This window comes from Microlunatus soli (assembly GCF_900105385.1).
Classification (GTDB): domain Bacteria; phylum Actinomycetota; class Actinomycetes; order Propionibacteriales; family Propionibacteriaceae; genus Microlunatus; species Microlunatus soli.
The window spans coordinates 616,513-641,893 of record NZ_LT629772.1; the positions used below are offsets into that span (position 1 = coordinate 616,513).

At 68.6% G+C, this 25,381-nt stretch carries 26 protein-coding genes; 11 read left to right on the forward strand and 15 right to left on the reverse strand.

Annotated features, from left to right (window positions below; all coding sequences use genetic code 11):
* Positions 1–58 precede the first annotated feature (58 nt).
* Positions 59–1,051 (forward strand): DMT family transporter, encoded by a 993-nt coding sequence (locus BLU38_RS02930; protein ID WP_172836056.1) that lies wholly within the window; start codon positions 59–61, stop codon positions 1,049–1,051.
* Positions 1,052–1,087: 36 nt separating this feature from the next.
* Here BLU38_RS02930 and BLU38_RS02935 read toward each other — a convergent pair whose 3' ends face one another.
* From BLU38_RS02935 to BLU38_RS02955, 5 genes are read right to left on the reverse strand one after another with little or no spacing between them, the layout of a single operon-like run.
* Positions 1,088–1,525, reverse strand: a complete 438-nt coding sequence (locus BLU38_RS02935) for a VOC family protein (RefSeq protein ID WP_091519596.1) — start codon at positions 1,523–1,525, stop codon at positions 1,088–1,090.
* Positions 1,526–1,565: 40 nt separating this feature from the next.
* The gene (locus BLU38_RS02940) at positions 1,566–2,222 is read right to left on the reverse strand and encodes a response regulator transcription factor (RefSeq protein ID WP_091519599.1); all 657 of its coding nucleotides are present in this window, start codon (positions 2,220–2,222) and stop codon (positions 1,566–1,568) included.
* Complete coding sequence (locus BLU38_RS02945) at positions 2,219–3,481, reverse strand: sensor histidine kinase (protein ID WP_091519603.1); 1,263 nt, start codon at positions 3,479–3,481, stop codon at positions 2,219–2,221. The genes BLU38_RS02940 and BLU38_RS02945 overlap by 4 nt, the downstream gene beginning before the upstream one ends.
* A 55-nt stretch (positions 3,482–3,536) precedes the next feature.
* Positions 3,537–6,056 (reverse strand): ABC transporter permease, encoded by a 2,520-nt coding sequence (locus tag BLU38_RS02950; RefSeq protein WP_091519606.1) that lies wholly within the window; start codon positions 6,054–6,056, stop codon positions 3,537–3,539.
* Positions 6,056–6,796, reverse strand: coding sequence for an ABC transporter ATP-binding protein (locus BLU38_RS02955; RefSeq protein ID WP_091519610.1), 741 nt, complete (start codon positions 6,794–6,796; stop codon positions 6,056–6,058). Before BLU38_RS02955 ends, BLU38_RS02950 begins: the two co-directional genes overlap by 1 nt.
* 253 nt (positions 6,797–7,049) lie before the next feature.
* Between BLU38_RS02955 and rpmB the strand changes: the two genes are divergently transcribed.
* A complete protein-coding gene (gene rpmB, locus BLU38_RS02960) occupies positions 7,050–7,235 on the forward strand; it encodes a 50S ribosomal protein L28 (protein WP_091519612.1) in 186 nt (61 codons plus the stop codon).
* 209 nt (positions 7,236–7,444) lie between these two features.
* Here the strand turns inward: rpmB and BLU38_RS02965 are convergent, their stop codons facing one another.
* The gene (locus BLU38_RS02965) at positions 7,445–9,130 is read right to left on the reverse strand and encodes a ribonuclease J (RefSeq protein WP_197679961.1); all 1,686 of its coding nucleotides are present in this window, start codon (positions 9,128–9,130) and stop codon (positions 7,445–7,447) included.
* Positions 9,131–9,399: 269 nt separating this feature from the next.
* On the opposite strand from BLU38_RS02965, the gene BLU38_RS02970 reads away from it, so the two are divergent.
* Complete coding sequence (locus tag BLU38_RS02970) at positions 9,400–9,978, forward strand: GNAT family N-acetyltransferase (RefSeq protein WP_091519616.1); 579 nt, start codon at positions 9,400–9,402, stop codon at positions 9,976–9,978.
* 26 nt (positions 9,979–10,004) lie between these two features.
* On the opposite strand, the gene BLU38_RS02975 is transcribed toward BLU38_RS02970, so the two are convergent.
* Together BLU38_RS02975 and dapB are read right to left on the reverse strand one after the other, a co-directional pair.
* Complete coding sequence (locus BLU38_RS02975) at positions 10,005–11,000, reverse strand: LmeA family phospholipid-binding protein (RefSeq protein WP_091519620.1); 996 nt, start codon at positions 10,998–11,000, stop codon at positions 10,005–10,007.
* Positions 10,997–11,740 (reverse strand): 4-hydroxy-tetrahydrodipicolinate reductase, encoded by a 744-nt coding sequence (gene dapB, locus BLU38_RS02980; protein ID WP_091519624.1) that lies wholly within the window; start codon positions 11,738–11,740, stop codon positions 10,997–10,999. The genes BLU38_RS02975 and dapB overlap by 4 nt, the downstream gene beginning before the upstream one ends.
* A gap of 121 nt (positions 11,741–11,861) precedes the next feature.
* Here dapB and BLU38_RS02985 point away from each other — a divergent pair, with 121 nt between their 5' ends.
* Positions 11,862–12,545, forward strand: a complete 684-nt coding sequence (locus BLU38_RS02985; protein ID WP_091519629.1) for an ArsR/SmtB family transcription factor — start codon at positions 11,862–11,864, stop codon at positions 12,543–12,545.
* On the forward strand, positions 12,542–13,171 hold the full coding sequence (locus BLU38_RS02990; RefSeq protein ID WP_091519633.1) for an MFS transporter: 630 nt from the start codon (positions 12,542–12,544) through the stop codon (positions 13,169–13,171). The genes BLU38_RS02985 and BLU38_RS02990 overlap by 4 nt, the downstream gene beginning before the upstream one ends.
* Here the strand turns inward: BLU38_RS02990 and BLU38_RS02995 are convergent.
* Positions 13,084–13,890, reverse strand: coding sequence for an SDR family NAD(P)-dependent oxidoreductase (locus tag BLU38_RS02995; RefSeq protein WP_091519636.1), 807 nt, complete (start codon positions 13,888–13,890; stop codon positions 13,084–13,086). The two genes, BLU38_RS02990 and BLU38_RS02995, sit on opposite strands and share 88 nt — an antisense overlap.
* 211 nt (positions 13,891–14,101) lie before the next feature.
* On the opposite strand from BLU38_RS02995, the gene BLU38_RS03000 reads away from it, so the two are divergent.
* The 5 genes from BLU38_RS03000 (at position 14,102) to BLU38_RS03015 (ending at position 17,125) form a co-directional block, all read left to right on the forward strand.
* Positions 14,102–14,746 (forward strand): ArsR/SmtB family transcription factor, encoded by a 645-nt coding sequence (locus BLU38_RS03000; protein ID WP_157683184.1) that lies wholly within the window; start codon positions 14,102–14,104, stop codon positions 14,744–14,746.
* Positions 14,743–16,068, forward strand: a complete 1,326-nt coding sequence (locus BLU38_RS03005; protein ID WP_091519642.1) for an MFS transporter — start codon at positions 14,743–14,745, stop codon at positions 16,066–16,068. Before BLU38_RS03000 ends, BLU38_RS03005 begins: the two co-directional genes overlap by 4 nt.
* Positions 16,069–16,119: 51 nt before the next feature.
* The gene (locus BLU38_RS03010) at positions 16,120–16,596 is read left to right on the forward strand and encodes a hypothetical protein (RefSeq protein ID WP_157683185.1); all 477 of its coding nucleotides are present in this window, start codon (positions 16,120–16,122) and stop codon (positions 16,594–16,596) included.
* 140 nt (positions 16,597–16,736) lie between these two features.
* On the forward strand, positions 16,737–16,955 hold the full coding sequence (locus BLU38_RS30740) for a VOC family protein (protein WP_157683186.1): 219 nt from the start codon (positions 16,737–16,739) through the stop codon (positions 16,953–16,955).
* Complete coding sequence (locus tag BLU38_RS03015; protein ID WP_091519649.1) at positions 16,892–17,125, forward strand: VOC family protein; 234 nt, start codon at positions 16,892–16,894, stop codon at positions 17,123–17,125. Before BLU38_RS30740 ends, BLU38_RS03015 begins: the two co-directional genes overlap by 64 nt.
* Positions 17,126–17,150: 25 nt before the next feature.
* On the opposite strand, the gene BLU38_RS03020 is transcribed toward BLU38_RS03015, so the two are convergent.
* The 5 genes from BLU38_RS03020 to BLU38_RS03040 form a co-directional block, all read right to left on the reverse strand.
* Positions 17,151–18,455, reverse strand: a complete 1,305-nt coding sequence (locus BLU38_RS03020) for a M16 family metallopeptidase (protein ID WP_091519654.1) — start codon at positions 18,453–18,455, stop codon at positions 17,151–17,153.
* Positions 18,456–18,458: 3 nt separating this feature from the next.
* The gene (locus BLU38_RS03025; RefSeq protein ID WP_091531763.1) at positions 18,459–20,702 is read right to left on the reverse strand and encodes a polyribonucleotide nucleotidyltransferase; all 2,244 of its coding nucleotides are present in this window, start codon (positions 20,700–20,702) and stop codon (positions 18,459–18,461) included.
* A gap of 386 nt (positions 20,703–21,088) precedes the next feature.
* Positions 21,089–21,352 carry a 30S ribosomal protein S15 gene (gene rpsO, locus BLU38_RS03030; protein WP_197680153.1) on the reverse strand — a complete coding sequence of 88 codons (264 nt, stop codon included), beginning with the start codon at positions 21,350–21,352 and terminating at the stop codon, positions 21,089–21,091.
* Between the two features lie 211 nt (positions 21,353–21,563).
* Positions 21,564–22,391 carry a TIGR03619 family F420-dependent LLM class oxidoreductase gene (locus BLU38_RS03035; RefSeq protein WP_091531767.1) on the reverse strand — a complete coding sequence of 276 codons (828 nt, stop codon included), beginning with the start codon at positions 22,389–22,391 and terminating at the stop codon, positions 21,564–21,566.
* 205 nt (positions 22,392–22,596) lie between these two features.
* Positions 22,597–23,121 carry a GNAT family N-acetyltransferase gene (locus BLU38_RS03040; protein WP_091519662.1) on the reverse strand — a complete coding sequence of 175 codons (525 nt, stop codon included), beginning with the start codon at positions 23,119–23,121 and terminating at the stop codon, positions 22,597–22,599.
* A gap of 104 nt (positions 23,122–23,225) precedes the next feature.
* Between BLU38_RS03040 and BLU38_RS03045 the strand changes: the two genes are divergently transcribed.
* Entirely contained in the window at positions 23,226–24,158 is a 933-nt protein-coding gene (locus BLU38_RS03045) for a 1-phosphofructokinase family hexose kinase (RefSeq protein WP_157683187.1), read from the forward strand.
* A 35-nt stretch (positions 24,159–24,193) separates the two neighbouring features.
* On the opposite strand, the gene BLU38_RS03050 is transcribed toward BLU38_RS03045, so the two are convergent.
* Complete coding sequence (locus BLU38_RS03050; RefSeq protein ID WP_231920151.1) at positions 24,194–25,381, reverse strand: MFS transporter; 1,188 nt, start codon at positions 25,379–25,381, stop codon at positions 24,194–24,196.

Below are 25,381 nucleotides of genomic sequence, written 5' to 3' on the forward strand. Positions count from 1 at the left end.
AGTATTGGTTAGAATTTCTCGCTAGATCTTATCGGTCATCTCCGTCACCATGGGACGAGTGGGAGACGCGAAGGAGATCGAGGGCAGGGTGACCAACGACCGACCGGCCGCCGGAATCGGACCGGCCGGTCCTTCCGTCGCGGGGCCACAGGCTCCGCGTCCGGACGACCACTCTCCGATGGCGTTGCCGACGCTGTTGCTGGGCTGCCTGCTGGTCGGCGCATCCTCGACCTTCATCAAACTGTCCGGGACGACCGCCGACACCGCGGCATTCTTCCGCTGTGCGCTGGCCCTGCTGGTGTTCGCACCGATCGCGGTCCTGGAATGGCGCCGTTACGGCCGACCGCACCGACGGATGGTGCTGTTCGGGTTGGGCTCCGGCGTGCTGCTCGGCGCCGACTATCTGATGTGGACCCAGAGCATCCTGGACGCCGGTGCTGCGGTGGCCACCGTGCTGATCGGGATCCAGGTGGTGGTCTTCCCGATGCTGTCCCGGATCTTCCTCGGCGAGCAGATCCAGCGCCGGTTCCTGATCGCACTGCCGGTGATGATCATCGGGCTCGGTCTGACCGGTGGCATCCTCGATGTCGACCCGAACGCGCCCCATCCGGTCCGCGGCGCCGCGCTCGGCATCGCCGCCGGGATCTGCTATGCCGGCTATCTGTTCGCGATCCGTCCGGCCAGCCGCCCCGACCGGCGAATGGTGGTCACCCCGATCGCCTTCGGCACCGCCTCGGCGGCTGCCGTGATCGGGGTCGTCGGCGGTATCGGGCACGGCATCGACCTCCACCTGGATGCGCATGCCTGGTTCTGGCTGATCATGGTCGCGATCTGCGGCCAGGCGCTGTCGTTCGTGATGATCGGCTACGGCTCGGTCCGGTTGGCGGCGGGGCGCGCCGCCGCGGCGATGCTGCTCCAACCGATGGCCGCCATCGTCCTGGGGACCATCGTGCTGGACGAACATCCCGCCCCGTCCCAATATGTCGGGATGGCCGTCACCGTTGCCGCCGTCGCGATGGCGACCATCCGCGGACGAATCCGTACGCCGTAGGGTCCTGGCAACCCGGATCAGTCCCGGCAACCCGCATCAGTCCAGGCAGAACTCGTTGCCCTCAGGGTCGGCCATCACGATGAACCCGCCCTCCATCGGAGGTGCCGGCTCGGTCCGGCTGATCCGCGTCGCGCCGATCGCCACCAACCGCTCGCACTCCGACTCCAAGGCGGCCATCCGCTCATCCCCGTCCAGTCCTGGCGCGGCCCGGACGTCGAGGTGCAGCCGATTCTTCGACTGCTTCGGCTCGGGCACCCGCTGGAAGAACAGCCGCGGCCCGACACCGTTGGGGTCGACCGCGGCCCAGCGGCTGCCCTGCTGATCGGCCGGCAGGGTGGCATCCAGCGCTTCCCAGGAGTCGAATCCCGGCGGCGGTGGCGGGACCTGATAGCCCAGGGCCTGGTTCCAGAACAGCCCCACCGCTCGCGGATCGGCGCAATCGAAGGTCACCTGCACGGTGCGTACGTCAGTCATGGCCGGCAGCGTATCGGCGGCTGCAGACAGTCCCGGCTGGTCACGACTTCCCCGGATCCCCGGCCTGATGGGCGAGCAGCGCGAGCTGGACCCTGTTGCTCAGGTTCAACTTTGCCAGCGACCTGCTGACGTGCGCCTTCACCGTCGTCTCGGTCATCCTCAACTGCCGACCGATCTCGGCATTGGACAGTCCGCGGCTGACCGCCGAGGCGACATCGCGTTCTCGGGGCGACAGTGGCTCCAGTCGCTTCCGTGCAGACGACTCGCCGGCGTCGTCATGATCGGCGAAGTCGGCAATCAGTCGACGCGTCACCGACGGGGCGAGGATCGCATCGCCCGTGGCGACCGTCCGGATCGCATTGATCAACTCGTCCGGCGATGCATCCTTCAACAGGAACCCTGCCGCCCCGGCCCGGAGGGCGCGACGGATGTGGCTGTCCAGGTCGAAGGTGGTGAGCATGATCACCTGAGGCGGTCGGGCAAGCGCCGTCAACTCTTCCAGGGCAGCGATCCCATTGGTGCCCGGCATCCTGATGTCCATCAGGACCACGTCGATCGAACGGGTCCTGACCAGGTCCACCGCCTGTCGCCCATCACTGGCTTCGGCGATCAACTCGATGTCACCCGCGGGCTCCAGGATCAACCGTAGCCCGGTCCGAACGAGTGCTTCGTCGTCGACGATCATGACGGTGATCACGAGACGAGCTCCTGAGAGACCGGGTGCTGCTGAGCCACCGGAAAGGCCGCGCGGACATCGAACCCGCCGTCCGGCCGCGGCCCTGCGTCGAAGCTGCCGCCGAGCAGCTCGACCCGATGTCGCAATGAGACCAGTCCGGTGCCGCTTCCGGGAAGTCGATCATGGTCCGGTGCCGGTGGACCATTGCGGACCGACACCTCGAATCCGTCGGATCGTCGAAGCAGTCCGATCCTAGTGGCGACCGGGCCGGCGTGTTTGATCACATTGGTCACTGCTTCGCGGATCACTCGGAACGCCGCCTGGTCGATCAGCGTCGGCAGTCCGTCCGGATCATCGGTCCGATCGACCGACAGTTCGAGCCCGGCTGCCCGCGACGACCGGACCAGCGCATCGAGTTCGGCCAGTCCCGGCTGGGACTGATCGATGTCGGACGCGCCGCTGTCACCGTCGTCCTCGGCACCGGATCGCCGCAGCACGCCGAGGACCTCACGGAGCTGACGCAGCGTGCTCCGCCCAGTCGTCCTGATCAACTCGACCTGGTCGAGCACACCGGCGGTCCCGAGACGGTCGGATCCCTGCCGCTGCTCCACCGGACGATCGACGGACCCGGCGGACAGCCGGGACCCGACCGCCCCGGCGTAGAGGACCATCAGCGAGACCTGGTGGGCGACCACATCATGCATCTCCTCGGCGATCCTGGCCCGTTCCTCGGCCCGGGCCCGGTCGGCCCGAAGTTGCTGTTCCCGCTCGGCCAGTTCTGCTCGTTCGTCCAGACCGGCGACCAGCCGTCGATGTGCACCCTGCCAACTACCCACCACGGCCGGCATCAGCAGGTAGATCCCGAAGGAGCTCAGCCAGCCGAGCGGATCGGACGACCCCTCCTGGCCGAGAACCGTCCGGCGCAGGAGATCGGTCACCGCCGCGGCGATCACCGCGAGCCCGGCGGTGCACAGCGTCAGCAACCGGCGGCCACGCAGCGATCCGAGATAGATCGCGACGAACATCAGCGGCGGACGTCCGGTGAGCAAGAGCTCCGCGATGGCGGCCGCCATCAGCAGCGGCAGCCACCGCTGGCGAACCGTGACGGTGATGATCACCGCCACCGACACGGTCGCGGTAGCGATCTGGCCGACCGGCGAGGGCAGGTGCAGCAGGCCGCGTTCGGGGAGAATACTGCCGGCCACACCGATCGCCAGCAGGATCAGTAAGGTGACAGCGACTCCGGCCCGCCGTAGCGGATGCCGATCATCGATGATCACAGTCGACCTCCTTGGTCTCTGACCCGAGCGGTACCGACCGGGCCGGCCCGTCCCGTCACGAGGACGAGACTGCGGTCAGCACCTCGACCCGCGCCGCCTTCGCGGCCGGCCAGATCGAGGCGAGCACGGCTGCCACGACGATACCGACCAGACAGCCGGCGATCACACCGGTGGGCAACGCGAAGTCGGCGATCCGCTGACCGAGCATCGCATGCTGCATCACCGCACCACCGAGGATGCCGATCACCAGCCCCAGCAGCGCGCCGAAGATCGCGATCACCAGACTCTCCATCCTGATCATTGCCATGATCATCGTCCGGGAGCCGCCGATGGCTCGCAACACGCCCAGCTCGCGGGTGCGCATTCCGACCGATAGCACCAGCGTGTTGACCACACCGAAGACGGCGATGATCACCGACAGCGCGAACATCGCATAGATCAGGGTGAACGCGATCTGCTGTCGTTGGATCCCTTGCTGGGCAAGGCCCTCGCGGTCGGTGATCATCACGTCCGGGCGCTCGGCGAATCGCTGCTGCAGCTCGGTTCGGACGGCGGCTGGATCGGGCCCGGTGGCGTAGATGGTGTTCAGCGCCGGCTTGATCGACGACGGCGCAAGATCGACGTCGTAGAAGAGACTGGCCGACAGCTCGGTCGCCTCGTAGAGTCCGGTGACCGTGGTGCGGATCGACCGTCCGTCGGGGTGCAGGGTGATCGGCGACCCGATCCGCAGTCCGAGCATGTCGGCCTGATTCTTCGACACCACGGCACCACGGTGCAGGTCGTCGCTGCCGGCGATCATGTTCGGCGTGAGTACCGTACCGAGCGCCTCGGGCTCGATGGCGGTGATCACCAACCGCGTCGATCCCGACGGAGAATCGATGCCGGTGATGATGTCCCGAGCCGCGGCTGCGGTCGATACACCCGGCGTGTTGCGGACGGCCCTGAGGTCGGACTCGGCCAGGGTCGCCGCACCACCGGCGGCCGGTTGCAGGACCGTGGTCGCGGCAGGGGTATTGGCCAGCACTGTCGAGGCGATCAGCTGAGCGAAGGTCGAGGAAAACGTCCCGAACGCACAGATCAGAGCCAGCCCGATGGTGATCGCGGTCCCAGTCCGGGCCGTACGCCGTGGATCGCGGGCCGCCGTTCGGACCGCCAGCCGAGTGGCGGGACCGATCCGCCGTCCCGAACTGCGGTCTCGATCCGGTGCCAGCAGTCGGCTGAGCGGGCCGAACGTCAACCGGACCAGCTGGGGTGCCAGCACGAGCATGCCGACGGAGCCGACCAGGATCGACACCAATGCAGCGATCCGCGGCAGGTTGGCGCTGTCCGGCCGGGCCGTCGCCAGGACGCCGGCCGTCGCGATCGCCACCAGGGCGATCCCCAGCACCGTCGATCGACGGTGCGACGACGACGGCTCCGCCACGTCCAGTCGCAAGGCCGCCATCGGTGAGACACGGGCGGCCCGTCGTGCCGCCCCGAGCGCTGCCAGCACGGTAACCACGATCCCGGTCCCGTATGCGACCGCGACCGCGACAGGCGAGACATGCAACTGGACCGGCTCGTCGCTACGAACGATCCGCAACAGCGCCGGAGCGATCGTCACGCCGGCCACCCCACCGATCGTCGCGCCGACGAGTCCCAGCGCGGACGCTTCGACGATCACCGACCACCGCACCTGCCGCCGCTTGGCACCGATCGCCCGGAGCAGCGCGAACTGCCGGGTGCGCTGGCTGATCAGCAGGGTGAAAGTGTTGGCGATCACGAAGGCGCCGACCAGCACTGCGACCGCAGCGAACGGCAGCAGTGTCATCCGGAGATCGTTCGCGGCGTCAGCCGCCTCGTCGGCCATTGTGGACGCCAGTGTGGCGGCCGACATGACCCGGCTGCCGCCCGGCACGATCCGGTGGATCGCCGCGGTGACCGCGGCCGGGTCGGTACCCGGTTCGATGCCGATCTCGATCCGGGACAGGTCACGGGTCAGCAGGGTCGGCTCGGTGGGAGCGAAGGCGACCACCGGCGGCGGGTCGGCAGTCGCGCCGTCGTCGGGCCCCAACGCCGCGTAGCGATAGCTGCCGGTGACCCGTTGGGTGGTCGTCTTGCCGCCGTCCAGCAGCACCCGGACCGAGGAACCGACCCGGACGCCGGCTCGGATCGCGTCCGGACCGACGGCGATCTCGCCGACGTGCTGCGGCCGGCGGCCGTCGACGATGGCGAACCGCTGCCCGGCTGCACCGGCGGTGAACACGGTCCCGGCCTGCTCGGGAGCGGTCTGCGACGGCACCAACTTGCCATCCGGCCCGACCAGCCCGGCGCGCCCGACGGTGATCGGATCGGCGGAGCGGACGCCGGGAACCGCGGCAATCCGGGCCCGTTCGGTCGCGGTGAGCGGGGTCCGTCCGGACTGCACCACCAGGTCGACCCGATCACGTACGGGTTGGTCGGCCAGGGTGCTGGCGACCGAGTCCGAGGCCACCCACCCGGCCACGGCTGCCGTCACACCGAGCATGATCGCGATCACCGCCATCGCGATCCGGGACCTGTTCGCTGCGAGCTCCCGCAGGGCGAAGGTGATCATCAGGCGGCCACCTCGTCCAGGGTCTTCATCCGGTCCAGCACCCGTTCGGGATCGGGGTCGGGCAGCTCGTCGACCAGGCGACCGTCGACCAGGAACAGCACGCGATCGGCATAACCGGCCACGACCGGATCGTGGGTCACCATCACTATGGTCTGCCCGACGTCGTCGACCGTCCGACGCAGGAAGCCGAGCAACTCCGCCGAGGTCTCCCGGTCCAGGGCGCCGGTGGGCTCGTCAGCGAACACCACCTCCGGCCGGCCGAGCAAAGCCCGTGCGCAGGCCACCCGTTGCTGCTGGCCGCCGGACAGCTGGGCCGGCCGGTGATCCAGCCGGTCGGTCAGCCGGACGGCATCGACCACCCGCCGCAGGGCGTGCTGATCGACCCGCTCACCAGCCAACTCGATCGGAAGCGTGATGTTCTCCCGGGCCGTCAAGTCGGGCAGCAGGTTGAAGCTCTGGAAGATGAACCCGATCCGATCCCGGCGCAGATCGGTGAGCCGGTCGTCGGTCAGTTCGCTGAGCTCGGTGTCGCCGATCCAGCAGTGCCCGTCGGTCGGCCGGTCCAGCCCGGCAGCGCAATGCATCAGGGTCGATTTGCCCGAGCCCGACGGACCCATGATCACGGCGAACTCACCGCGCGGGACCGCTACCTCGACCCTGTCGAGCGCGGTGACCGGTTGCGTACCCGGGTAGACCTTGGTCAGTGAGCTGGTCCGGAGAGCCGGTTGGAGTTTGGTCATACTGCCAGCGTGTCCGCGCGGTGGGCGCGTGCCATCGGCCGTTGGAGACAGGTCGGTGTATCGAAAGTTGCAGTCGTCCCGCATCCGGCGGTCGGGCGTATTCCGACGCTGCCCGGACCAGATCGGCCCCGATTCGCGCTCTCGGGGCGGTTTCGGATATTCTTGCGAAGTTGCTCGGGGCCAGGTCCCGAGACCTCGGTGCGGTCACCCGCCCGAATCCCCGTACGACGTACCTCAATCAGGAGTAACTCCCGTGGCTGCCGTGTGTGATATCTGCGCCAAGCGACCGAGCTTCGGCCACAACAACCCGTGGTCGAAGAAGAAGACCATCCGGCGTTGGAACCCGAACATCCAGCGGGTCCGGGCTGTCGTCAACGGCACCCCGAAGCGGATGAACGTCTGCACCTCCTGCCTGAAGGCCGGCAAGGTCTCCCGCTGAACTAGCGCTTCGCGCCAAGGGCCCACCCGCATCCGCGGCTGGGCCCTTTGTCATGCCCGCTCGCCCGCGTACTCATCCCCACCCAACCCCCGTCGCACCAGTTCCGTACCTTCGCACCGGGTGTACGTGGTGCGAAGGTACGCAACTGGTGCGACGGTGTGGCGGAAGACCGGAGCGGGCGGGTCGACGAGTACGAGACGGGAACGTCGTCAGACGGCGACGACGACCGGGATGATCATCGGGCGGCGGCGGTAGGTGTCGCTGACCCACTTGCCGATCTGGCGACGGATCACCTGTTGCAGCCGATGAGTGTCGTCGACACCGTCCTCCAGGGCATCGGTGAGCGCCTGGGTCAGCCGACCGCGGACGGTCTCGTACACACTCGGGTCCTCCAGGAAGCCGCGGTCGTGGATGTCCGGTCCGCTGATCACCCGCTTGGTCTGCAGATTCACCACGGCGACGACGGAGATGAAGCCCTCCTCGCCGAGGATCCGGCGATCGGTCAGCGAGCTCTCACTGATGTCGCCGACGGTTGACCCGTCGACGAAGATGTAGTCGCATTCGATCTGGCCGACGGCCTTGGCCTTGTGGTCCCGCAGATCGACGACCGTCCCGTCCTCGGCGATGATCGTCCGCTCCCGTGGCACACCGGTGGCAACGGCCAGGTCGGCGTTGGCGATCAGGTGCCGGGCCTCGCCGTGCACCGGCATCACGTTCCGCGGCTTGATCAGGTTGTAGACGTAGAGCAGTTCGCCGGCGCTGGCGTGACCGGACACGTGCACCATCGCGTTGCCGCGGTGCACCACCCGCGCACCGAGCTTGGTCAGACCGTTGATCACCCGATAGACGGCGGTCTCGTTGCCCGGCACCAGTGAACTGGCCAACAGCACGGTGTCGCCGGGCTCGAGCCGGATGGTCGGGTGTTCCCGATTGGCGATCCGGGCGAGTGCGGACAGCGGTTCCCCCTGGGACCCGGTGGAGATCAACACCACCTGGTCGGGCCGGTACTTCTCCAGCTCGCGCAGGTCGATCAGGGTGTTCTCGGGCACCTTCAAATAGCCCAGATCGCGGGCGATGCCCATGTTGCGGACCATCGATCGGCCGACGTAGGCGACCTTGCGACCGAACGAGACCGCGGTGTCCAGCACCTGCTGGACGCGATGCACGTGCGAGGCGAAGCTGGTCACGATCAGCCGCTGGTTGCTGGTCGCGAAGACCCGCTGCAGGGCCGGCAGGATGTCCTTCTCCGGTGTGGTGAAGCCGGGCACCTCGGCGTTGGTGGAGTCGACCATGAAGAGATCGACGCCTTCCTCACCCAGCCGGGCCAACGCCCGCAGATCGGTGAGCCGGCCGTCCAACGGCAGCTGGTCCATCTTGAAGTCACCGGTGTGCAGCACGTTGCCGGCCTTGGTCCTGACGAACACGGCGAGACCGTCGGGGATCGAGTGATTGACGGCGACGAATTCCAGGTCGAATTCGCCGAGCGTGACCCGGTCCCCCTCGGCCACCGGTCGCGGTTGGGTGCCGGAGAGCCGGTGTTCCTTGATCTTTTCGGCCACCAGTGCCAGCGTCAGCCGGGACCCGATCAGCGGGATGTCGGGACGCCGCCGCAGCAGGTACGGGACGGCGCCGACGTGGTCCTCGTGCCCATGGGTGAGGACCAGACCCTGGACGTCGTCCAACCGGTCCTCGATGATGTCGAAGCCCGGCAGGATCAGGTCGACACCGGGATGGTCGTCCTCGGGGAAGAGCACGCCGCAGTCGATCAGCAACAGCTGGCCGTTGATCTCCAGGGCGGCCATGTTCCGCCCGATGTCCCCCAGTCCGCCGAGCGGGATCACCCGCAACGTTGACTTGGCGAGTCGCGGAGGGGTCTGAAGTCTCGATGCAGCCACCCGGCGATCCTATCGGTGCCGCGAGCACTCGCCGCCCGGGCGCCGACGCCGCCGTACGCGCATTCGGACATGAAAGAAGTCCGTGGTTGCCTGCTCGGGGGTTCAGGTAACCACGGACTTCGTGAATATCATCGCTGATCAGGGTCCGAACGTTACAATCCACCGGATGTGATTTGGCTCACATCGATCGACGACGTCGTGCGACCGTGTTCGGGCCCTGACGCAACCACGTTCTGAACCCGGGTCGGGGTGGCCGGTACCATCGCGCCGTGACCGATCATCCCGAGCATCCGATCGCCGATTCCGTACGACTTGCGCTGGCCGGCGAGGCGGACGGGATCGCCGCGATCCAACGGCGCAGCTGGGGCGAACGCCTCCCCGCCGAGGCAGCCGAACAACTGCTGGCCGGCAGCAGCCTGGAGGAGATGGCCGAACTGTGGCGGCAGGCGATCAACCGGCCGCCGGAGGCACGGTTCCGGGTGCTGGTCGCGATCGGGGACGAACAACTGGTCGGATTTGCGACCACCACGCCGTCCCTGGACGGCGACGCCGACCTGCAGGCCGACGGCGCGATCGACGAATTCGTGATCGACCGGCCGGCGCAGCGGCGGGGGCACGGCTCCCGACTGCTGAACGCCTGCGCCGACACGTTGCGCGCCGACGGGTTCCGGCGTGCACGGTATTGGGTGTCCTCGACCGACGACATCACCCGCGGGTTCTTCACCGGCGCCGGCTGGGCTCCGGACAGTGCGCACCGCGAGATCGGCACCGAGGACGGCAGCCTGCGGCTGAAGCAGGTACGGCTGCATACCGACATCACCGAGAGTGGCGACCCGACCACGAACTGACCCGCTGATCGTTGTCCGGACCCGGCTCAGCGGTCGAAGAGCAGGTCCTCCCCCGTCCCGTGCAGTCGTACACCTTCGGCCGTCACGTCGACCCGGGTCGGCTGCAGCCCGTCGGGCAGCGCCGAGACCGGCGTCATCAGCTGATTGATCAGCGGCTCGACGATGCCGCCGGGCAGCGTCTGACCGCCGGCGGTCAGCTTGACGTCGCGGACCTGGAACCTGCTGCTGGCAGCGTCGTAGGACAGCCCGGCGGTCACGGCGAGGGCGCCGGTGAGCTCGATCCGGAGCCGTCCACCGGCACCGTCCCGGCCGGCGTAGCCGACGTCACGGCCGAGCAGGCCGGAGATGCCCTGGTAGCCGACCAGGGCACTGCCCTGCAGTGACCCGATCCGGATCCGTTCCGACTCCGGTCGTACGTCGCGCAGGGTCGCCTCCAGCTCGTCGATCGTCAGCTCGCCGGACTGCTGTCGGATCGGGAGATCCTCGGCGTGCACGTCGACCTCATCGAAGGTCGAGGTGGCGAGCTGGGTGAGGAACGGGAAGCCACCGAAGTCGACCTGCGGCGACTGGCTCAACCCGTAACTCTGCTGCACGTGGGCGGCCGTCCGCTGCCCCGCCACCGCCGCACCGACCCGATCCACGGCGAGCAACAACACCAGCAGACCGATCACGACGATACCGACGATCACAGGCCCGGAGGGCCGGCGGCTCCGCCTGGCCGGTGGCGGCACCACCGGCGCGGCCCCGGCCGAGCCGAAGACCTGGCCCGGCTGGAAGTTGTCGACCGGGGTCGGCTGCGACAGGTCGGCGGTCCGCTGCCAGTCCGGACCGTCGTAGGCCGCACCTGATCCGTACGCCTCACCCGGGCCGGGCGGACCGGCAGGGCCCGGCGGCATCGCCGGGCGCGGTCCGGTCTCGACCGGCCGCCAGGTCGGCGCCTCGAAGGACGGGCCGCGCTCGGTGGGTCGATCCGATCGACCGCCGTCCGGGTCCTCCGACGCCGGATCCCAGGGCTGGCTCATCGTCCGATCCCGAGGATTTCCTCGATGCCGATGGTCAGCCCCGGACGGTCGCCGATCCCCCGGATGGCGGCGATCACGCCGGGCATGAACGAGGACCGGTCCAGCGAGTCGTGCCGGATCGTCAAGGTCTCCCCCTCGGCGCCGAACAGCACCTCCTGATGGGCGACCAGACCGCGCAACCGGACCCCGTGCACGTGGATGCCGTCGACGACGGCGCCCCGCGCGCCGTCCAGTCCGGTGCTGGTCGCATCCGGCACCTCGGCCAGTCCGGCAGCGGTCCGGCCGGCAGCGATCCGGCTTGCGGTCGCGGTCGCCGTACCGGAGGGCGCGTCGGCCTTGTTCGGATGATGCAATTCGACGATCTCGGCACTCTCGTAGAACGCCGCCGCCTGCTCGGCGAAGTGCATCGTCAGCACGGCGCCGATCGAGAAGTTGGCGGCGATCAGCACACCGGTCGCACTCCCGTCCAGCTTGGCTCGCAACGCATCGAGCCGGTCGGCGGTGAAGCCCGTGGTGCCGACCACCGCATGGATCCCCCGCTCGATGCACCAGTCGAGGTTGTCCATCACGACGTCGGGTCGGGTGAAGTCGACGACCACCTGTGCACCCTCGGCCGCGGCGCGGTCGTCGCCGGAACCGATCTCGGCAATCAGGTCCAGCCCGTCGGACGCCCGGACCGCCCGACAGGTCTCTGCCCCCATCCGACCCTGCGCCCCGAACACCGCCACCGTGGTCGCCATCGATTCCCCTTCTTCGTTCTGAGTCTGCCGGGCCGGATGCCCGCTGTACGGGTCCAGTGTCGCGTATCGGTGGAGCAGCCGACCGACACCGGTGGAGTGGTGTCAGCCGTGCACAGCGGCCATGCGTGATGCAGCCGACCGCGACCACACACCGGCGACCGCATCGGATCCGGTCCAGGACGCAGACTTCGTCACACCGGACGTGACCCAGCTCAAGGCGCTGGCCCATCCGGTGCGGCTGAGGATGCTCGGGATGCTGCGGATGGACGGCCCGGCAACCGCGACCCAGCTCGCCGACCGACTCGGGCTGAACAGCGGTGCCACGTCCTACCACCTCCGCCAACTGGCCCATCACGGCTTCATCGAGGAGGATGCCGGTCACGGCAACAAGCGGGAGCGCTGGTGGCATGCGAGCTTTCGGTCGACGCGGCTGGACAACGCCGGCCGGGCGGCGTCGCAGAACGACCGGGAGGCCGTCGGCGCCTTCTGGCAGGCCCTCGCCGTCACCGACATCGATCAACTGACCGCCGCATTCCGGGAACGGACCGAACTTCCCGACCGATGGGCCGAGGTGTCCGACTCCAGCGTCTGGGTGATCTGGCTGACCGCCGATCAGGCCGAGGACATGCTCCGACGGGTGCACCGGATGATCGACGCCATCTCCCGGGCAGCACCCCGCGATCGCGGCACCGCCACGGCCGAGGCCGAGCAGTTCATGATCCAGGTGCACGGCTTCCCCCGGCCCGGCCGGCTCAGTCGTCCGGGTCGGGGCGAACCCGAACCGCCGGCGGCGGCGGACTCATGATCAACAACGCGGCGACCGGCAACCGCGATCGCAAGCCGTTCGTGGCGTTCTCCGTTGCCGAGACCCTTTCCTCGTCCGGCACCCGGTTATCCATGATCGCGATCCCGTGGTTGGTGCTGACCACCACCACCGACAGCGCGTCGATGACGGGAATGGTCGACCAGGCCTTCTCCACGGTGATGCTGCCGGTCTGGGCCAAGGAGTCCGGTCACGGTTTCTTCAGCTTGCAGCCAGGACTGCCCGCAGTCCTGACCGTCTGCACGATCGCCGGCCTGGCCTCGGGTTTCATCAATCCGATCATCGGCGCGGTGGTCTTCGAACGGATCCCGCAATCACTCACCGGTCGGGTCACCGCCCTGAACGGTTCGCTGACCTGGTCACCGATGCCGTTCGGCGGCCTGCTCGGCGGCCTGCTCGTCACCGGTGTCGGGCTGCCGATTGCATCGCTGATGGCGGGCGCCGGATACTTCTTGGTCACCCTGATGCCCGTTGCCAAGAAGAGTTTTCGGTCATTCGGGCTCCGGCCCTGCGCCGACGATCAGACCGTCTTGACCAGTCCGGCGTCCACGATCACGTCCGATCCGGTGGTGCTGCCCGACCGCGGCGACGCCAGCAACACGATCTGATCGGCGATCTCCTGCGGATCGATCAGCCGTCCGGTGGTGAGCTGCATCATCTCCGCCGCCGACGTGTTCAGCACCGTCTCGCGATCGGTTCCGGTCGCGGCCGCGAGCACCTCGGCGGCACCGCCCGGTTCGGTCCACCAGGGCGTACGCACCGGGCCGGGGCTGACGGTGTTGACACGGATACCGCGGGGTCCGTACTCCTCCGACAACGCTTGGGTCAGGTTGTTGACACCTGCCTTTGCGGCGCCGTAGTCGACGTTGACCGCACTCGGAACGTGGGCATGGGTGGAGGACACGTTGACGATCGCCCCGCCGCCGCGGGACAGCAGGTGTGGCAGCGCCGCACGGACGGCACGGACCACCCCGAACAGGTTGAAGTCGATCATGGAACGCCAGTCGGCATCGGTCAGCTGCTCGAAGGAGAACCGTGGCAGGGTCGCTCCCGGCGGTGGCCCGCCGGCGTTGTTGATCACGATGTCCAGGCCGCCGAGGTGTTGCACGGCTTCCTCGATCGCTCGCGCCGGTCCGTCGACCGTCGAGAGATCGGCTGCGACATGGAACAGCCGTGTGCCGGTCAACTCGGTCAGCTCCGGTGACGGACGGCGGGAGACGGCTGCGACGACGGCGCCCTCGTCCAGCAGGGTGCGCACCACGGCGAGCCCGATGCCCTTCGATGCCCCGGTGACGACGGCCAACTTGTTCGTCAGGTGAAGATCCATGGCACCAGCCTTCCGCCCGGTGCGCTCCGAATCCGGCGGTTTCCGGACCCCACCCTCTCTCCGCACCAGTTCCGTACTTCCGCACCAGGTGTACGTGGTGCGAAGGTACGCAACTGGTGCGGCAGAGGGGTGGGACCGCGGGAGACCGGATCAGCGAAGCACTTATACAAGAGTACTTGTGGGTCTGCGGAAGGCGGTCGAGACTGTGGGTATGACACGGAAGACCGCCGGCGAACGGCATCAGGACTCCGCACCGGCGACCGACAGCTGGCCGCCGGAGGCGGGTGCGGTGATCGACGCGTTGATCGCTGTGCACCATCCGGCACGCCGGCGGCTGTACGAGATCCTCACCGTCGGCGGCCCGGCCAACGTCGGCCAGCTCGCCCGGCAGACCGGGCTCGCGGTCGGCTCGGTCAGCCATCACCTGAAGCGGCTGCACCGGGCCGGCTTCGTCACCCCCGCTCCGGAGCTGGCCCGGGACACCCGGGAGTCGGTCTGGCGCGGTGTGCGTCGCCGGTTCAGCTGGTCGGCCGACGACTTCCTGCCCGGCAGTGTCGCCCGCGATGTCGCCGACGTCGCCGAGCGCAACAACTTCGAACATCACACCCGGACCACCCTGTCCTGGATGCGGGACCGGTCGACCTACCCCGAGCCGTGGAACGAACTCGGGCTGTCGGCGGACAATCTGGTCCGGGCGACGCCCGAGCAGTTCGCCGAACTGCAGGCCGAGTTGGACCGGGTGCTGCACGCCTGGGATCAGCGCTGCCGTGACGACGCCCGCTCCCGCCCCGACGTGGAGCGGATGCCGGTGCGGACCATCGTCCGCGCCTTCCCCAGCGATCCCGGTGCGGCATGAGCGCCGAGCAGGTCGAGCCCGGAACCGAACGGGTCATGGCCGGGACCGAACCGATCGATGCCGGTAACGAACGCGTCGATGGGGGGACCGAACGGGTGGCATCGGACGGTGTCGAGCCGATCGGTCCCGAGCCGCCGCCGGTGCGGCGCGATCCGGTCGCCTGGACCTGGATCGTCGGCGCGACGATCTCGCTGTTCGGCGACTCGGTGTTCAGTGTTGCGCTGGCCTGGACCGCGGTCCGCGAGTTCGCCCCAGCGCTGGCGGGCCTGATCGTTGCGGTCGGGATGCTGCCGCAGGCAGCGCTGATGTTGTTCGGCGGGGTGATCGCCGACCGGCTGGACACCCGACGGGTGATGATCATCGGCGAACTGGTCCGGGCGTTCGTGCTGATCGCTGCGGTCCTTGCCTGGCAGGCGGGTCTGCACAGCGCCGGTCTGATGATCATGGTCCAGGTGCTGTTCGGGATCGCTGTCGGTCTGAGTGCTCCGGCACGATCGACGCTGGTCCGGCAGCTGGTCCGACCCGACGATCTGGTCGCTGTCAGCGGCTGGCTGCAGATCGGCGGCCGGCTGGCCACCCTCGCCGGCGCGCCGGCCGGTGCCGTGGTGGTGGCCGCCGCCGGCTTCGGCGTGGCGATGATCGTCGACGCGGTGACGTTCCTGGTGATCGCCGCGCTGTTGATCATCGTGATCCGGGTCCGGTATCGACTCCCGCGGGCCGGTGGCGGGTCGGTGCTGGCCAACCTGAAGGACGGATTCGTCTATCTGGCAAGGCATCCGCGGCAGCGGACCCTGACCCTGGGTATCAGCTCGCTGAACGTGTTCATCACACCGGTGGTGGCCGTCGGGGTGGCGCTGCGAGTCTCCACGTCGGGATGGAGCGCGACCTGGGTCGGCCTTGCCGAAGCGAGCCTCGCCGTCGGGGCGATCATCGGAAGTGCGGTCGCCATCCGCTGGCAGGGAACGCATCTGGCTGCCCGGGGGTTCTGGGTGTTGGTGCTGCAGGGCGTCGGTCTGGCGGCCGTCGGGGTCGGACGACTCCCGGTGTTGCTCGGCGGCATGATCATCATCGGGCTGACCGCCGGTCTGGCGTCGGTGTGGATCTCCGGAGTCTTCCAGCGGGAGATCGCACCGAGTCACCTCGGACGGGTCTCCTCGCTCAACCGGCTCGGGGACCTGGTGATCACGCCACTGATGACACCACTCTTCGGCCTGGTCGCCGGTGCCGGTGGCGTCCTGACCGCCACCATCGCCTGTGGCGTGGCGATGTCCGGGCTGTGCCTGCTGGTCGGCACCCGCCGGGAGATCCGTACCCTGGCCTGATCGATCGGGGGGCGTCCGAGCGGCGAACCTCCGGTGCGGCATCATCGTCCGATGCCATCTCCACCCACCGACGACCGAACCCGCCCCGCTCCGACCGGCTATCGCACGCTGTACGGCGCAGCCGGGGTGTTCGGATTCCCGTTGAGCTTCGCCACGTTGTACGAGCCGACCCACGACGGCACGATGACCCGCACCTTCGGCAGCCTGTGGACGCTTGCACTGGGCAGCTACGGCAATATCGCCATGGTCGGCGTGCTGCTGATGCTGGCGTTGATCAGCTGTTGCCTCGCCGGCGCCTTCCACACGCCTCGCTCTCCGGCACTGCCGGTGACGACCACCGTCCTGAGCATTCTCGCTCTGGTGATGATCCTCGCCGAGCCCGGAGTCTCCGGTCCTCGAGCACCGATCGCTGATGGCGGCGCCATGTTGGCAGCGCTCAGCGGTGTGATCGCGACCATCGGTGTGGTCCACGCCGTCCAGGTGGGCATCGGCCGGCAGCGGCCGCCGTCGGAGAACGAGCAGCGCTGAGCGTCGTCTCCTGCGGCCCGATGTCGTTCCGCTGCGTCGTCGGGTCGCCGATTCGTCCAAGACCGGTCGGCGACCGGCGGTCTAGCGTCGCAGCCACGTGACGTCCGTTGGGCAGGCCGCGCGGCAGCAGGAGGGGCAGCATGATCACCAGGACATTCCCGATCGTCGTCGCCGACGACCTGGAGGCGATGCGAGACTTCTACACCGGATTCCTCGGCTTCACCGCGGCCTTCGACAGCGACTGGTTCATCGATCTGCAGAGTCCGGGCGAAGCGAGCCGCTGCTCGAGATCGGAGTGTGGGTCGCCGGCCATCCGCTGCTGCCACCCGGACTCACCGGCCCACCCCGCGGCGTCCTGATCGACGTCGTCGTCGAGGACGTCGATCGGCTCTACGACGACGCCCGCCGGCACGGGCTCGAGATCGCCATCGAGCTCCGGGATGAAGCGTACGGTCAACGCCGGTTCGTCACCCAGGACCCGGCCGGGACCTTCGTCGAGGTGAGCACGCCGATTCCGATGTCCGCCTGATCGAAGCGTGCCAGTCCGGCGGAACTCAGCCGAGCAGCTTGTTGATCTTGCGGCCGGGTTTGCGCGGGCCGACCAGAGCGAGGACCGGTTCACTGTCCAGCAGAGCGGCCGCCGACCGACCGACCGCCGCGGTGTCGACCCGGTCGTACTCGTCGAGCAACTCCGAGACCGTCCGGCGGTCGCCGGTCAGTTCGGCTGTCCCGAGCCGACTCATCCGGCTCTGCGGCCCTTCGTAGGAGAGCACCGTCTGACCGCGGAGCTGGCCCTTGGCTCGTTCCAGTTCGGACTCCTGAACGCCATCGGCGGCGATCTGCTCCAGCTCCGCACGGACCAGGATCAGGATCTCCTCGACCTTCTCCGGCGCACACTGCCAGTCGACGCTCCACAGCCCACCGTCGGCGTAGCTGGTCTCACCGGCCTCGATGCCGTAGGCCAGACCGCGTCGCTCGCGGACCTCGACGAACAGCCGGGACGACATCCCGCCGCCGATGATCACCGACAACAGACCGAGCGGGAAGCGTTCCGCCTCGAACAGACCCGGGCCCGGATAAGCCAGCGAGACCGTCGTCTGTTCGAACGGCCGCTTGTCGGCCAACACCCGCTCACCGCCGGCCGGGCCGCCGCGCAGCGGACGCGGCGGGCGTTTCGCCGGTGCCCCGAAGTCTCCGAGCGCGGCCAGCTGCTCGACCAGTCGATCATGATCGACATCGCCGGCCGCGGCGACCACGATCGAGCCCGGATGGTAGTTGCGCTGCCAGTGCCGCAGGATCTGACCGCGGGACAGCGCGGTGATGCTCTGTTCGGTGCCGATGACGGGCAACCGCAGGCCCGCGGTCGGCAGCAGCCGGGCCGACACCAACTCCTGCACCGATTCGACCGGATCGTCGGCGTGCATGGCGATCTCGTCCAGGATCACCGTCCGCTCGGCCTGCACCTCACGGCCGACGATCTGACTGGAGGTGATCATGTCGGCCAGCACGTCGACTGCCAGGTCGGCGTCGTCGGACAGCACGCGGGCGTAGAAGCAGGTGTGTTCCTTGGCGGTGTAGGCGTTGATGTCACCACCGACCGACTCGATCGCGGCGGAGATCTCCTCCGGCCGTCGACGCCTGGTGCCCTTGAACAGCACGTGTTCGAGGAAGTGCGACGCACCGTTCAGCTTGGGATTCTCGCTCACCGAGCCGACGTCGACGAAGAAGCCGACACTGAACGTGTGGCTGTGCGGCATCCGCTCGGTGAGTACGCGAAGGCCGTTCGGCAGTACCGTGCGGCGGACCTGTCCGCCGAGGTACCGCTGAACGGCCTTCGTGGTGCGTGATTTACGCGGCATAGATCAGGCGTCGGCTCCAGCCGGCTCCTTGTCGCCGTCGGCGTCCTTGGCCTCGGACTTCTCGTCCTCCTCCAGCACCGGGACCAGCGACAGCTTGCCGCGGTCGTCGATGTCGGAGATCTCGACCTGGATCTTCTGACCGACGCTGACCACGTCCTCGACGGCCTCGACCCGCTTGCCACCGGCCAGGCCGCGCAGCTTGGAGATGTGCAGCAGTCCGTCCTTGCCGGGCAGCAGCGAGATGAACGCACCGAAATTGGTGGTCTTGACGACCGTACCGAGGTAGCGCTCGCCCTTCTCCGGCATCGTCGGATTGGCGATCGCGTTGATCATCGAACGAGCGGACTCGGCGGCCGAGCCCTCCTCGGCACCGACGTAGATGGTGCCGTCGTCCTCGATGGTGATCTGGGCGCCGGTGTCGTCCTGAATCTGGTTGATCACCTTGCCCTTCGGACCGATCACCTCGCCGATCTTGTCGACCGGGATCTTCAGGGTGATGATCCGCGGTGCGTACAGGCTCATCTCGTCCGGCTTGTCGATCGCCTCGGCCATCACCTCGAGGATGGTGGTCCGGGCGTCCTTGGCCTGACGCAGCGCACCGGCCAGCACGTCAGCGGGGATGCCGTCGAGCTTGGTGTCCAGCTGCAGCGCGGTGATGAACTCCGACGTACCGGCGACCTTGAAGTCCATGTCGCCCATCGCGTCCTCGTCACCGAGGATGTCGGTCAGCGTGACGTAGTGCGTCTCGCCGTCGACCTCCTCGCTCATCAGACCCATCGCGATGCCGGCGACCGGGGCGCGCAGCGGCACACCGGCGTTCAGCAGGGCCAGCGTCGAGGCGCAGACCGAGCCCATCGAGGTGGAACCGTTGGAACCGAGTGCCTCGGACACCTGACGGATCGCGTACGGGAACTCCTCGCGGTCCGGCAGCACCGGCAGGATGGCCCGCTCGGCGAGGGCGCCGTGGCCGATCTCGCGCCGCTTCGGCGAACCGACCCGGCCGGTCTCACCGGTCGAGTACGGCGGGAAGTTGTAGTTGTGCATGTAGCGCTTGGTCTTGTCCGGACCGAGATTGTCGAGCTTCTGCTCCATGCCCAGCATGTTCAGCGTGGAGATGCCCAGGATCTGGGTCTCGCCGCGCTGGAACAGCGCCGAACCGTGCACCCGCGGGACGACGCTGACCTCCGCCGACAGCGTCCGGATGTCGGCCAGGCCGCGGCCGTCGATGCGGACCTTGTCCTTCAGCACCCGCTGCCGGACGACCTTCTTGGTCAGCGCGCTGAAGGCACCGGAGATCTCCTTCTCCCGGCCCTCGAACTGGGCCGCAAGCTTTTCCTTGACCTGCGCCTTGTACTCGGCGGTGGCGTCGTTGCGTTCGTGCTTGCCCGGGATCTGGGTCAGCCGGTCCAGCTCCGCGGTCGCCTCGGCCTGCACCGCTGCGTAGACGTCGTCCTCGTAGTCGGTGAAGATCGGGAACTGCGCGGTCTCCTTGGGGAACTGCGCGGCCAGCTCGGCCTGGGCGTCGCAGAGCGACTTGATGAACGGCTTGGCCGCCTCCAGCCCCTCCGCGACGATCTCCTCGGTCGGCGCGGTCTTGCCGCTGCGGACCAGTTCCCAGGTCTGCTCGGTGGACTCGGCCTCGACCATCGCGATCGCGACGTCACCGTCGGGGCGGACCCGGCCGGCGACGACCATGTCGAAGGAGGCGTCCTCCAGCTGGGAGGCGTCGGGGAAGCCGACCCACTGATCGCCGATCAGGGCGACCCGGACACCGGCGACCGGGCCGGAGAACGGCAGCCCGGCCAGCTGGGTGGACATCGAGGCCGCGTTGATCGCGACCACGTCGTACAGCTTCTCGGGGTTCAGCGCCAGCACGGTGATGACGACCTGGACCTCGTTGCGCAGGCCCTTGACGAACAGCGGGCGCAGCGGGCGGTCGATCAGCCGACAGGTCAGGATGGCCGACTCCGACGGGCGTCCCTCACGACGGAAGAACGAACCGGGGATCTTGCCGGCGGCGTACATCTTCTCTTCGACGTCGACGGTCAGCGGGAAGAAGTCGATCGCGTCGCGCGGCTTGGCCTGCGCGCTGGTTGCCGACAGCAACATGGTGTCGCCGTCGATGTAGACCGCTGCCGAACCGGCGGCCTGCTGAGCCAGCAGACCGGATTCGAAGCGGATGGTGTGCTTTCCAAGGGCACCGTTGTCGATGACTGCCTCGGAGAACTTGATACCTGGTCCCTCCACGGGATGTCCTTTCTCGCTGTCCGCCTGCGCACAGGCGGACATGTGGTGCGATTGCACCCACACTCCCGTACGTTTCCCGCACCTGCGGGAGCCGGGGCTCATGGCGCATCATGCGTAGCGCCGGCGACTGGCGTGGAGACCGGTCTTCGATCGAGGTCCGCGGGTCCGACCGGATCTTGCCTTTGGGGTCAAGCCGGTCGTCCCGAAAACCACTACCGAGGACCGAGGACGCCGAGTCGAGCACAGCGTGGGATGCAATCCCTCTAGTGGTGAGTTATTCAGTTGTCCCACCCGTGTTGTCAGACGGTGGTCGGGCTACAGCCAAACTAGCGTCCGACAACTTCGCGGTATGAGAAGAGCGGCCCTCCGGGGAGGACCGCTCTGCGTCAGCGGCGGAGGCCGAGGCGCTCGATGAGAGCTCGGTACCGCGCGATGTCGCTCTTGGCGATGTAGTTGAGCAACCGACGGCGCTGACCGACCAGCAGCATCAGACCACGACGGCTGTGGTGATCATGCTTGTGCTGCTTCAGGTGTTCGGTCAGATGGGCGATCCGGCGGCTGAGCAGCGCGACCTGGACCTCCGGAGAGCCGGTGTCACCCTCGCCGGTCCCGTACTCATCGATGATCTTCTTCTTCTCGGCAGCGTCGATCGACACTAGCTCTCCCTTCGGTTTCCCGTTGCGCGGCGCTCCCGGAGCCTGCCCCGCCTGGGGCGAGACAGTTTTCACTCGGTGTGAAGTGGGAGCTCTTAGGCGTCCGCGGCCGTCCTGACGGCGTCATCAGGCTACCAGTGCCGACGAGCCGATCCCTAATCGGCGCAGTCTCCCGATCGACGCTGCCGCTCCTGCGTCCGGCGGTGGGTCACCGGCGGGCACGCAACGCCGTGACCAGGGCAGACATCCGTACGGCAGTGTCGTCGGCGTCACCGAAGTGGACCGCGACCCGATCCGCTCCGACGGCAGCGTACTCCAGGACCTCGCCGGCCAGCTGCTCGGCAGTGGTGCCGGACGCCCCACCCTGCCAGCCGATCCGCAGTCCGGCGGCGACGGTTCGGTCACCGGCGAGGTCGGCCAGCCGACCCGCGCGCTCGGCAAACGCAGCCGGAGCGGCCGGGATCCCCTGCCAACTGTCGCCGAAGCGGGCGGCGCGGCGCAGGGCGGCGTCACTGTTGCCGCCGATCATGATCTCGACCGGCTGCTCGGGCAGCGGCGCGAAGACGCCCTCGGTGTAGCCGAACCGCCGTGCCTCATACGGCGCCGAGCCACCACCGAACAGGTGCCGCAGCAGAGCCAGTGCGTCGTCGGTGATCGCACCACGACGGCCGAAGTCGGCTCCGACCGCCGCGAACTCCTGCTGCGACCAGCCGACCCCGGCGCCGAGCACGATCCGCCCGGCCGACAGCTGCTGCAGGGTGGCCAGTTGCTTGGCCAGCAGGAACGGGTCGCGCAGCGGCACCACCAGCACCGAGGTCCCCAGCCGGATCCGGTCGGTGAGCGCGCCCAGGTGGCCGAGCGTCATCAACGGTTCGTAGACGCCGCCGAACGTCGCTCCGAACTCCCCCGGCGGCAGCAGGTGGTCCGGCAGCCAGGCCGTCCGGAAGCCGAGCTCCTCCGCCTGTTGGGCCAGGTCGACCAGCTGCCCCGGCGGCATCAGCGGCGATTCGTTCGGCAGCACCACCTCGAGTTCCATGATCACCACCAACCATCGGCCGCCCGCCGGCATTCCCCCGCACGGCCCCACCTCAGCCGGGTCAGATCTCAGTACGTGTTGCCATATCGCCCCTCCTCGCGCACATCCGAGGCGTTATCGCAGTACGTGTTACCCAATCGCCCTGGCTGCGCGGACCGTGACGAAGTCCGACCGGCCACGACCGGCCACCGCCGGCGGAGTCGGGCTACTGCTGATCGGTCAGGCGGGCCGAGCAGCGGATTTCGGTGACCGGCGGGCCGAACCGCTGATCGATCTTGGTCGCCCCGTCCGACACCCAGCCCTGGCGTCGGTAGAACTCCACGGCCCGTTGGTTGTCGGCGACCACCCACAGGTAGCCGTGCCGGTAGCCGGCGTCGCGCAGCCCGTCGACCGCGGCGGCGAACAGCCTGGTCCCGATCCCCCGCCGCCAGACGCCCGGATGCAGATTGATCACCCACAGCTCGCCCCAGCCGTCGGGCACCTCGTCGCGCGGCGGGCCGAAGTAGCTGAACCCGACCACCCGGCCGTCGAGCTCGGCCGCCAGTTCGGTACCGGTCCGGGACGGGTCGTCGAAGTTCCTGCGCCGGCGCCGGGCGTTGGCCACCGGGTCGAGGCCGTCGAGATAGTCGTCGGGCATGATCCCGCGATAGGCAGCCTGCCAGGCGGCGACATGCACCGACCCGAGTTCCTCGGAGTCGGTCAACCGTGACGGTCGGATCACGACAGACATGATCCGACCGTACGGCGGGCCGCGACATCGTGCCAGCCGCGGGAGAATCCGACCTGCATTTCCGCCTCCCGCCACCGAGGGTGGCTGGCCGGTACCCTCGGACCGTGATCACGGTCGCCGCGCTCAGCCCATCGTTGGACATCACCTATCTGGTCGACAGCTTGGAACTCGGCGCGATCCACCGGCCGACCGAGGTCCATCGGGTCGCGGGCGGCAAGTCGTTCAATCTGGCCCGGGCGGCGACGACGGCCGGAGCACGGGTGGCGACGGTGGCCGTGTTGGGCGGTTCGACCGGCGACTTCCTGGCCTCCGAACTGTCGGCAGCCGGGATCCAGGTCGACGCCGTCGACAGTCCGAGCGAGACGCGAACCTGCGTGTCGATCGCGGCCAGCGATCGCGGCGACCTGACCGAGATCTACCCGTACGCACCGCCGATCCCGACCGATGTGTGGCAGCGGTTCCGGACCACGCTCGGGGAGGACCTGGACGGCCGAGCGGGTTGGTTGGCGATCAACGGCAGCGCACCACAGGGTCTGCCGGACGGCGCATTCGGTGAGCTGACCGCCGCAGCCTCCGCGCTCGGCGTCCGGGTCGCGATCGACACCCACGGTCCAGCACTGTCCGGTGCCCTGGAGGCGAGCCCGCAGTTGGTCAAGATCAACCGCTACGAGGCGGCAGCACTGTTGGGGCAGGATCCTGACTCCGCCGATCTGTCCGCGATGATCATCGCCATTGCCGACCGGACCCAGGGTTCGGTGATCATCACCGACGGCCGGGCCGGCGCGGTCGGCACCGACGGCAGCAAGATCATCCGCGCCGAACTGCCGGCCGACATCGACGGTCACTATCCGGTCGGCAGTGGCGATTCGTTTCTCGGAGGCTGGTTGGCCGCCGTCGATGAAGGAGCCGACGCCGGTGACGCACTCCGGCTGGCCAGCGGCTGCGGTGCGGCGAACGCGCTGCTGCCGGGCCCTGGCAACCTGGAGCGCGCGACGGCCGAGGAGATCGCCCGACGGACCATCCTGCGCCCGTTGTGATCATCCTCCCCCGTGTGATCATCACCGCCGCGTGATCACCGCACTGCCTCCTGGTGGCGTCGTGACCACCAGAACACGGTGCCCGCGCCGAGCACGGTGATGATCATCAACACCAGATAACCCGAACCCAACCCGTACGCCGCCGCCAGCACCCCGACCAGCAGCGGACCTCCGGCGTCGCCGAGCTCGCGGCCCAGTTCGGCGGTGCCCATGGTCCGACCGAGCTCGGCCTCCGGGGTGCGGTCGGCCAGCGCGGCGAATCCGACCGGTGTCACCAGACCGACACCGATCCCGATCAGCAGCGCAGCGGCCACCAGGAAGATCACCTTCGGCTGGGTGGCACAGGCCATCCCGGCCGCGATCACGACCAGTCCGCCGGTCAGCCCGATCCGGGACGACAGCCGACCCCGGTCCAGGGCCGTACCGGCCAGCGGCTGGACGACCGCCGACGACAGCGCCAACACCGAGACGATCGCCCCGGTGGCCAGCGCACCGAGACCGTCGGCGCCACCGGACACCGGCAGGAAGCCGACCCCGACCGAGAGGGCGGCAGTGCCCAACGCCAGTGCGGTCACCGGGATCAGGAAGGTCGGGTGAACGATCTGTCGAGCAAGATCAACAACGGTCTGCCGCTGCTTCGGCGGCGTCGGCAGTGCCGGAACGGCCAGTGCACACCAGCCGGCGACGAGCAGCGCAACGACGGCCATCGAACCGATCAACAGCCGCATTCCGCCGAGATGCACCAGCAGGCCGCCGAGCAGCGGACCGAGGGTGTAGCCCAAACTCTTGAACAGGCCGTAGCCGCCGTAAGCGCGGCCCCGTCGTTTGGCGCCGCCGAGCCGGGCCACCAGCGCCGAGGCGGACGGTGAGAACGCCGATGCCGCGATCCCCTGCCCGAGCCGGACCGCCCAGAGCGCCGGCGTGCCGCCGACCACCGCATAGACCGCCGACACCGCCGCGAATCCGAGCAGGCCACCGAGCAGCACCGGCCGGGCGCCGATCCGATCCGACAGGGCCCCGAAGACCGGCTTCAGCACCACCTCGGCCAGGTCGTACAGCGCCAGCAGCAATCCCAATGACACCAGCGAGCGGACCACGCCGTCCGGGCTGCCGAGGCTGGCTGCGACGCCGTGGGCGCCGAAGGCGGTGGTGAAACCGGCGGCGTACAACGGCCATAGCCGACGTCGGGACACCGAACGCTCCGCTGCCGGGGTTCGTGTCAC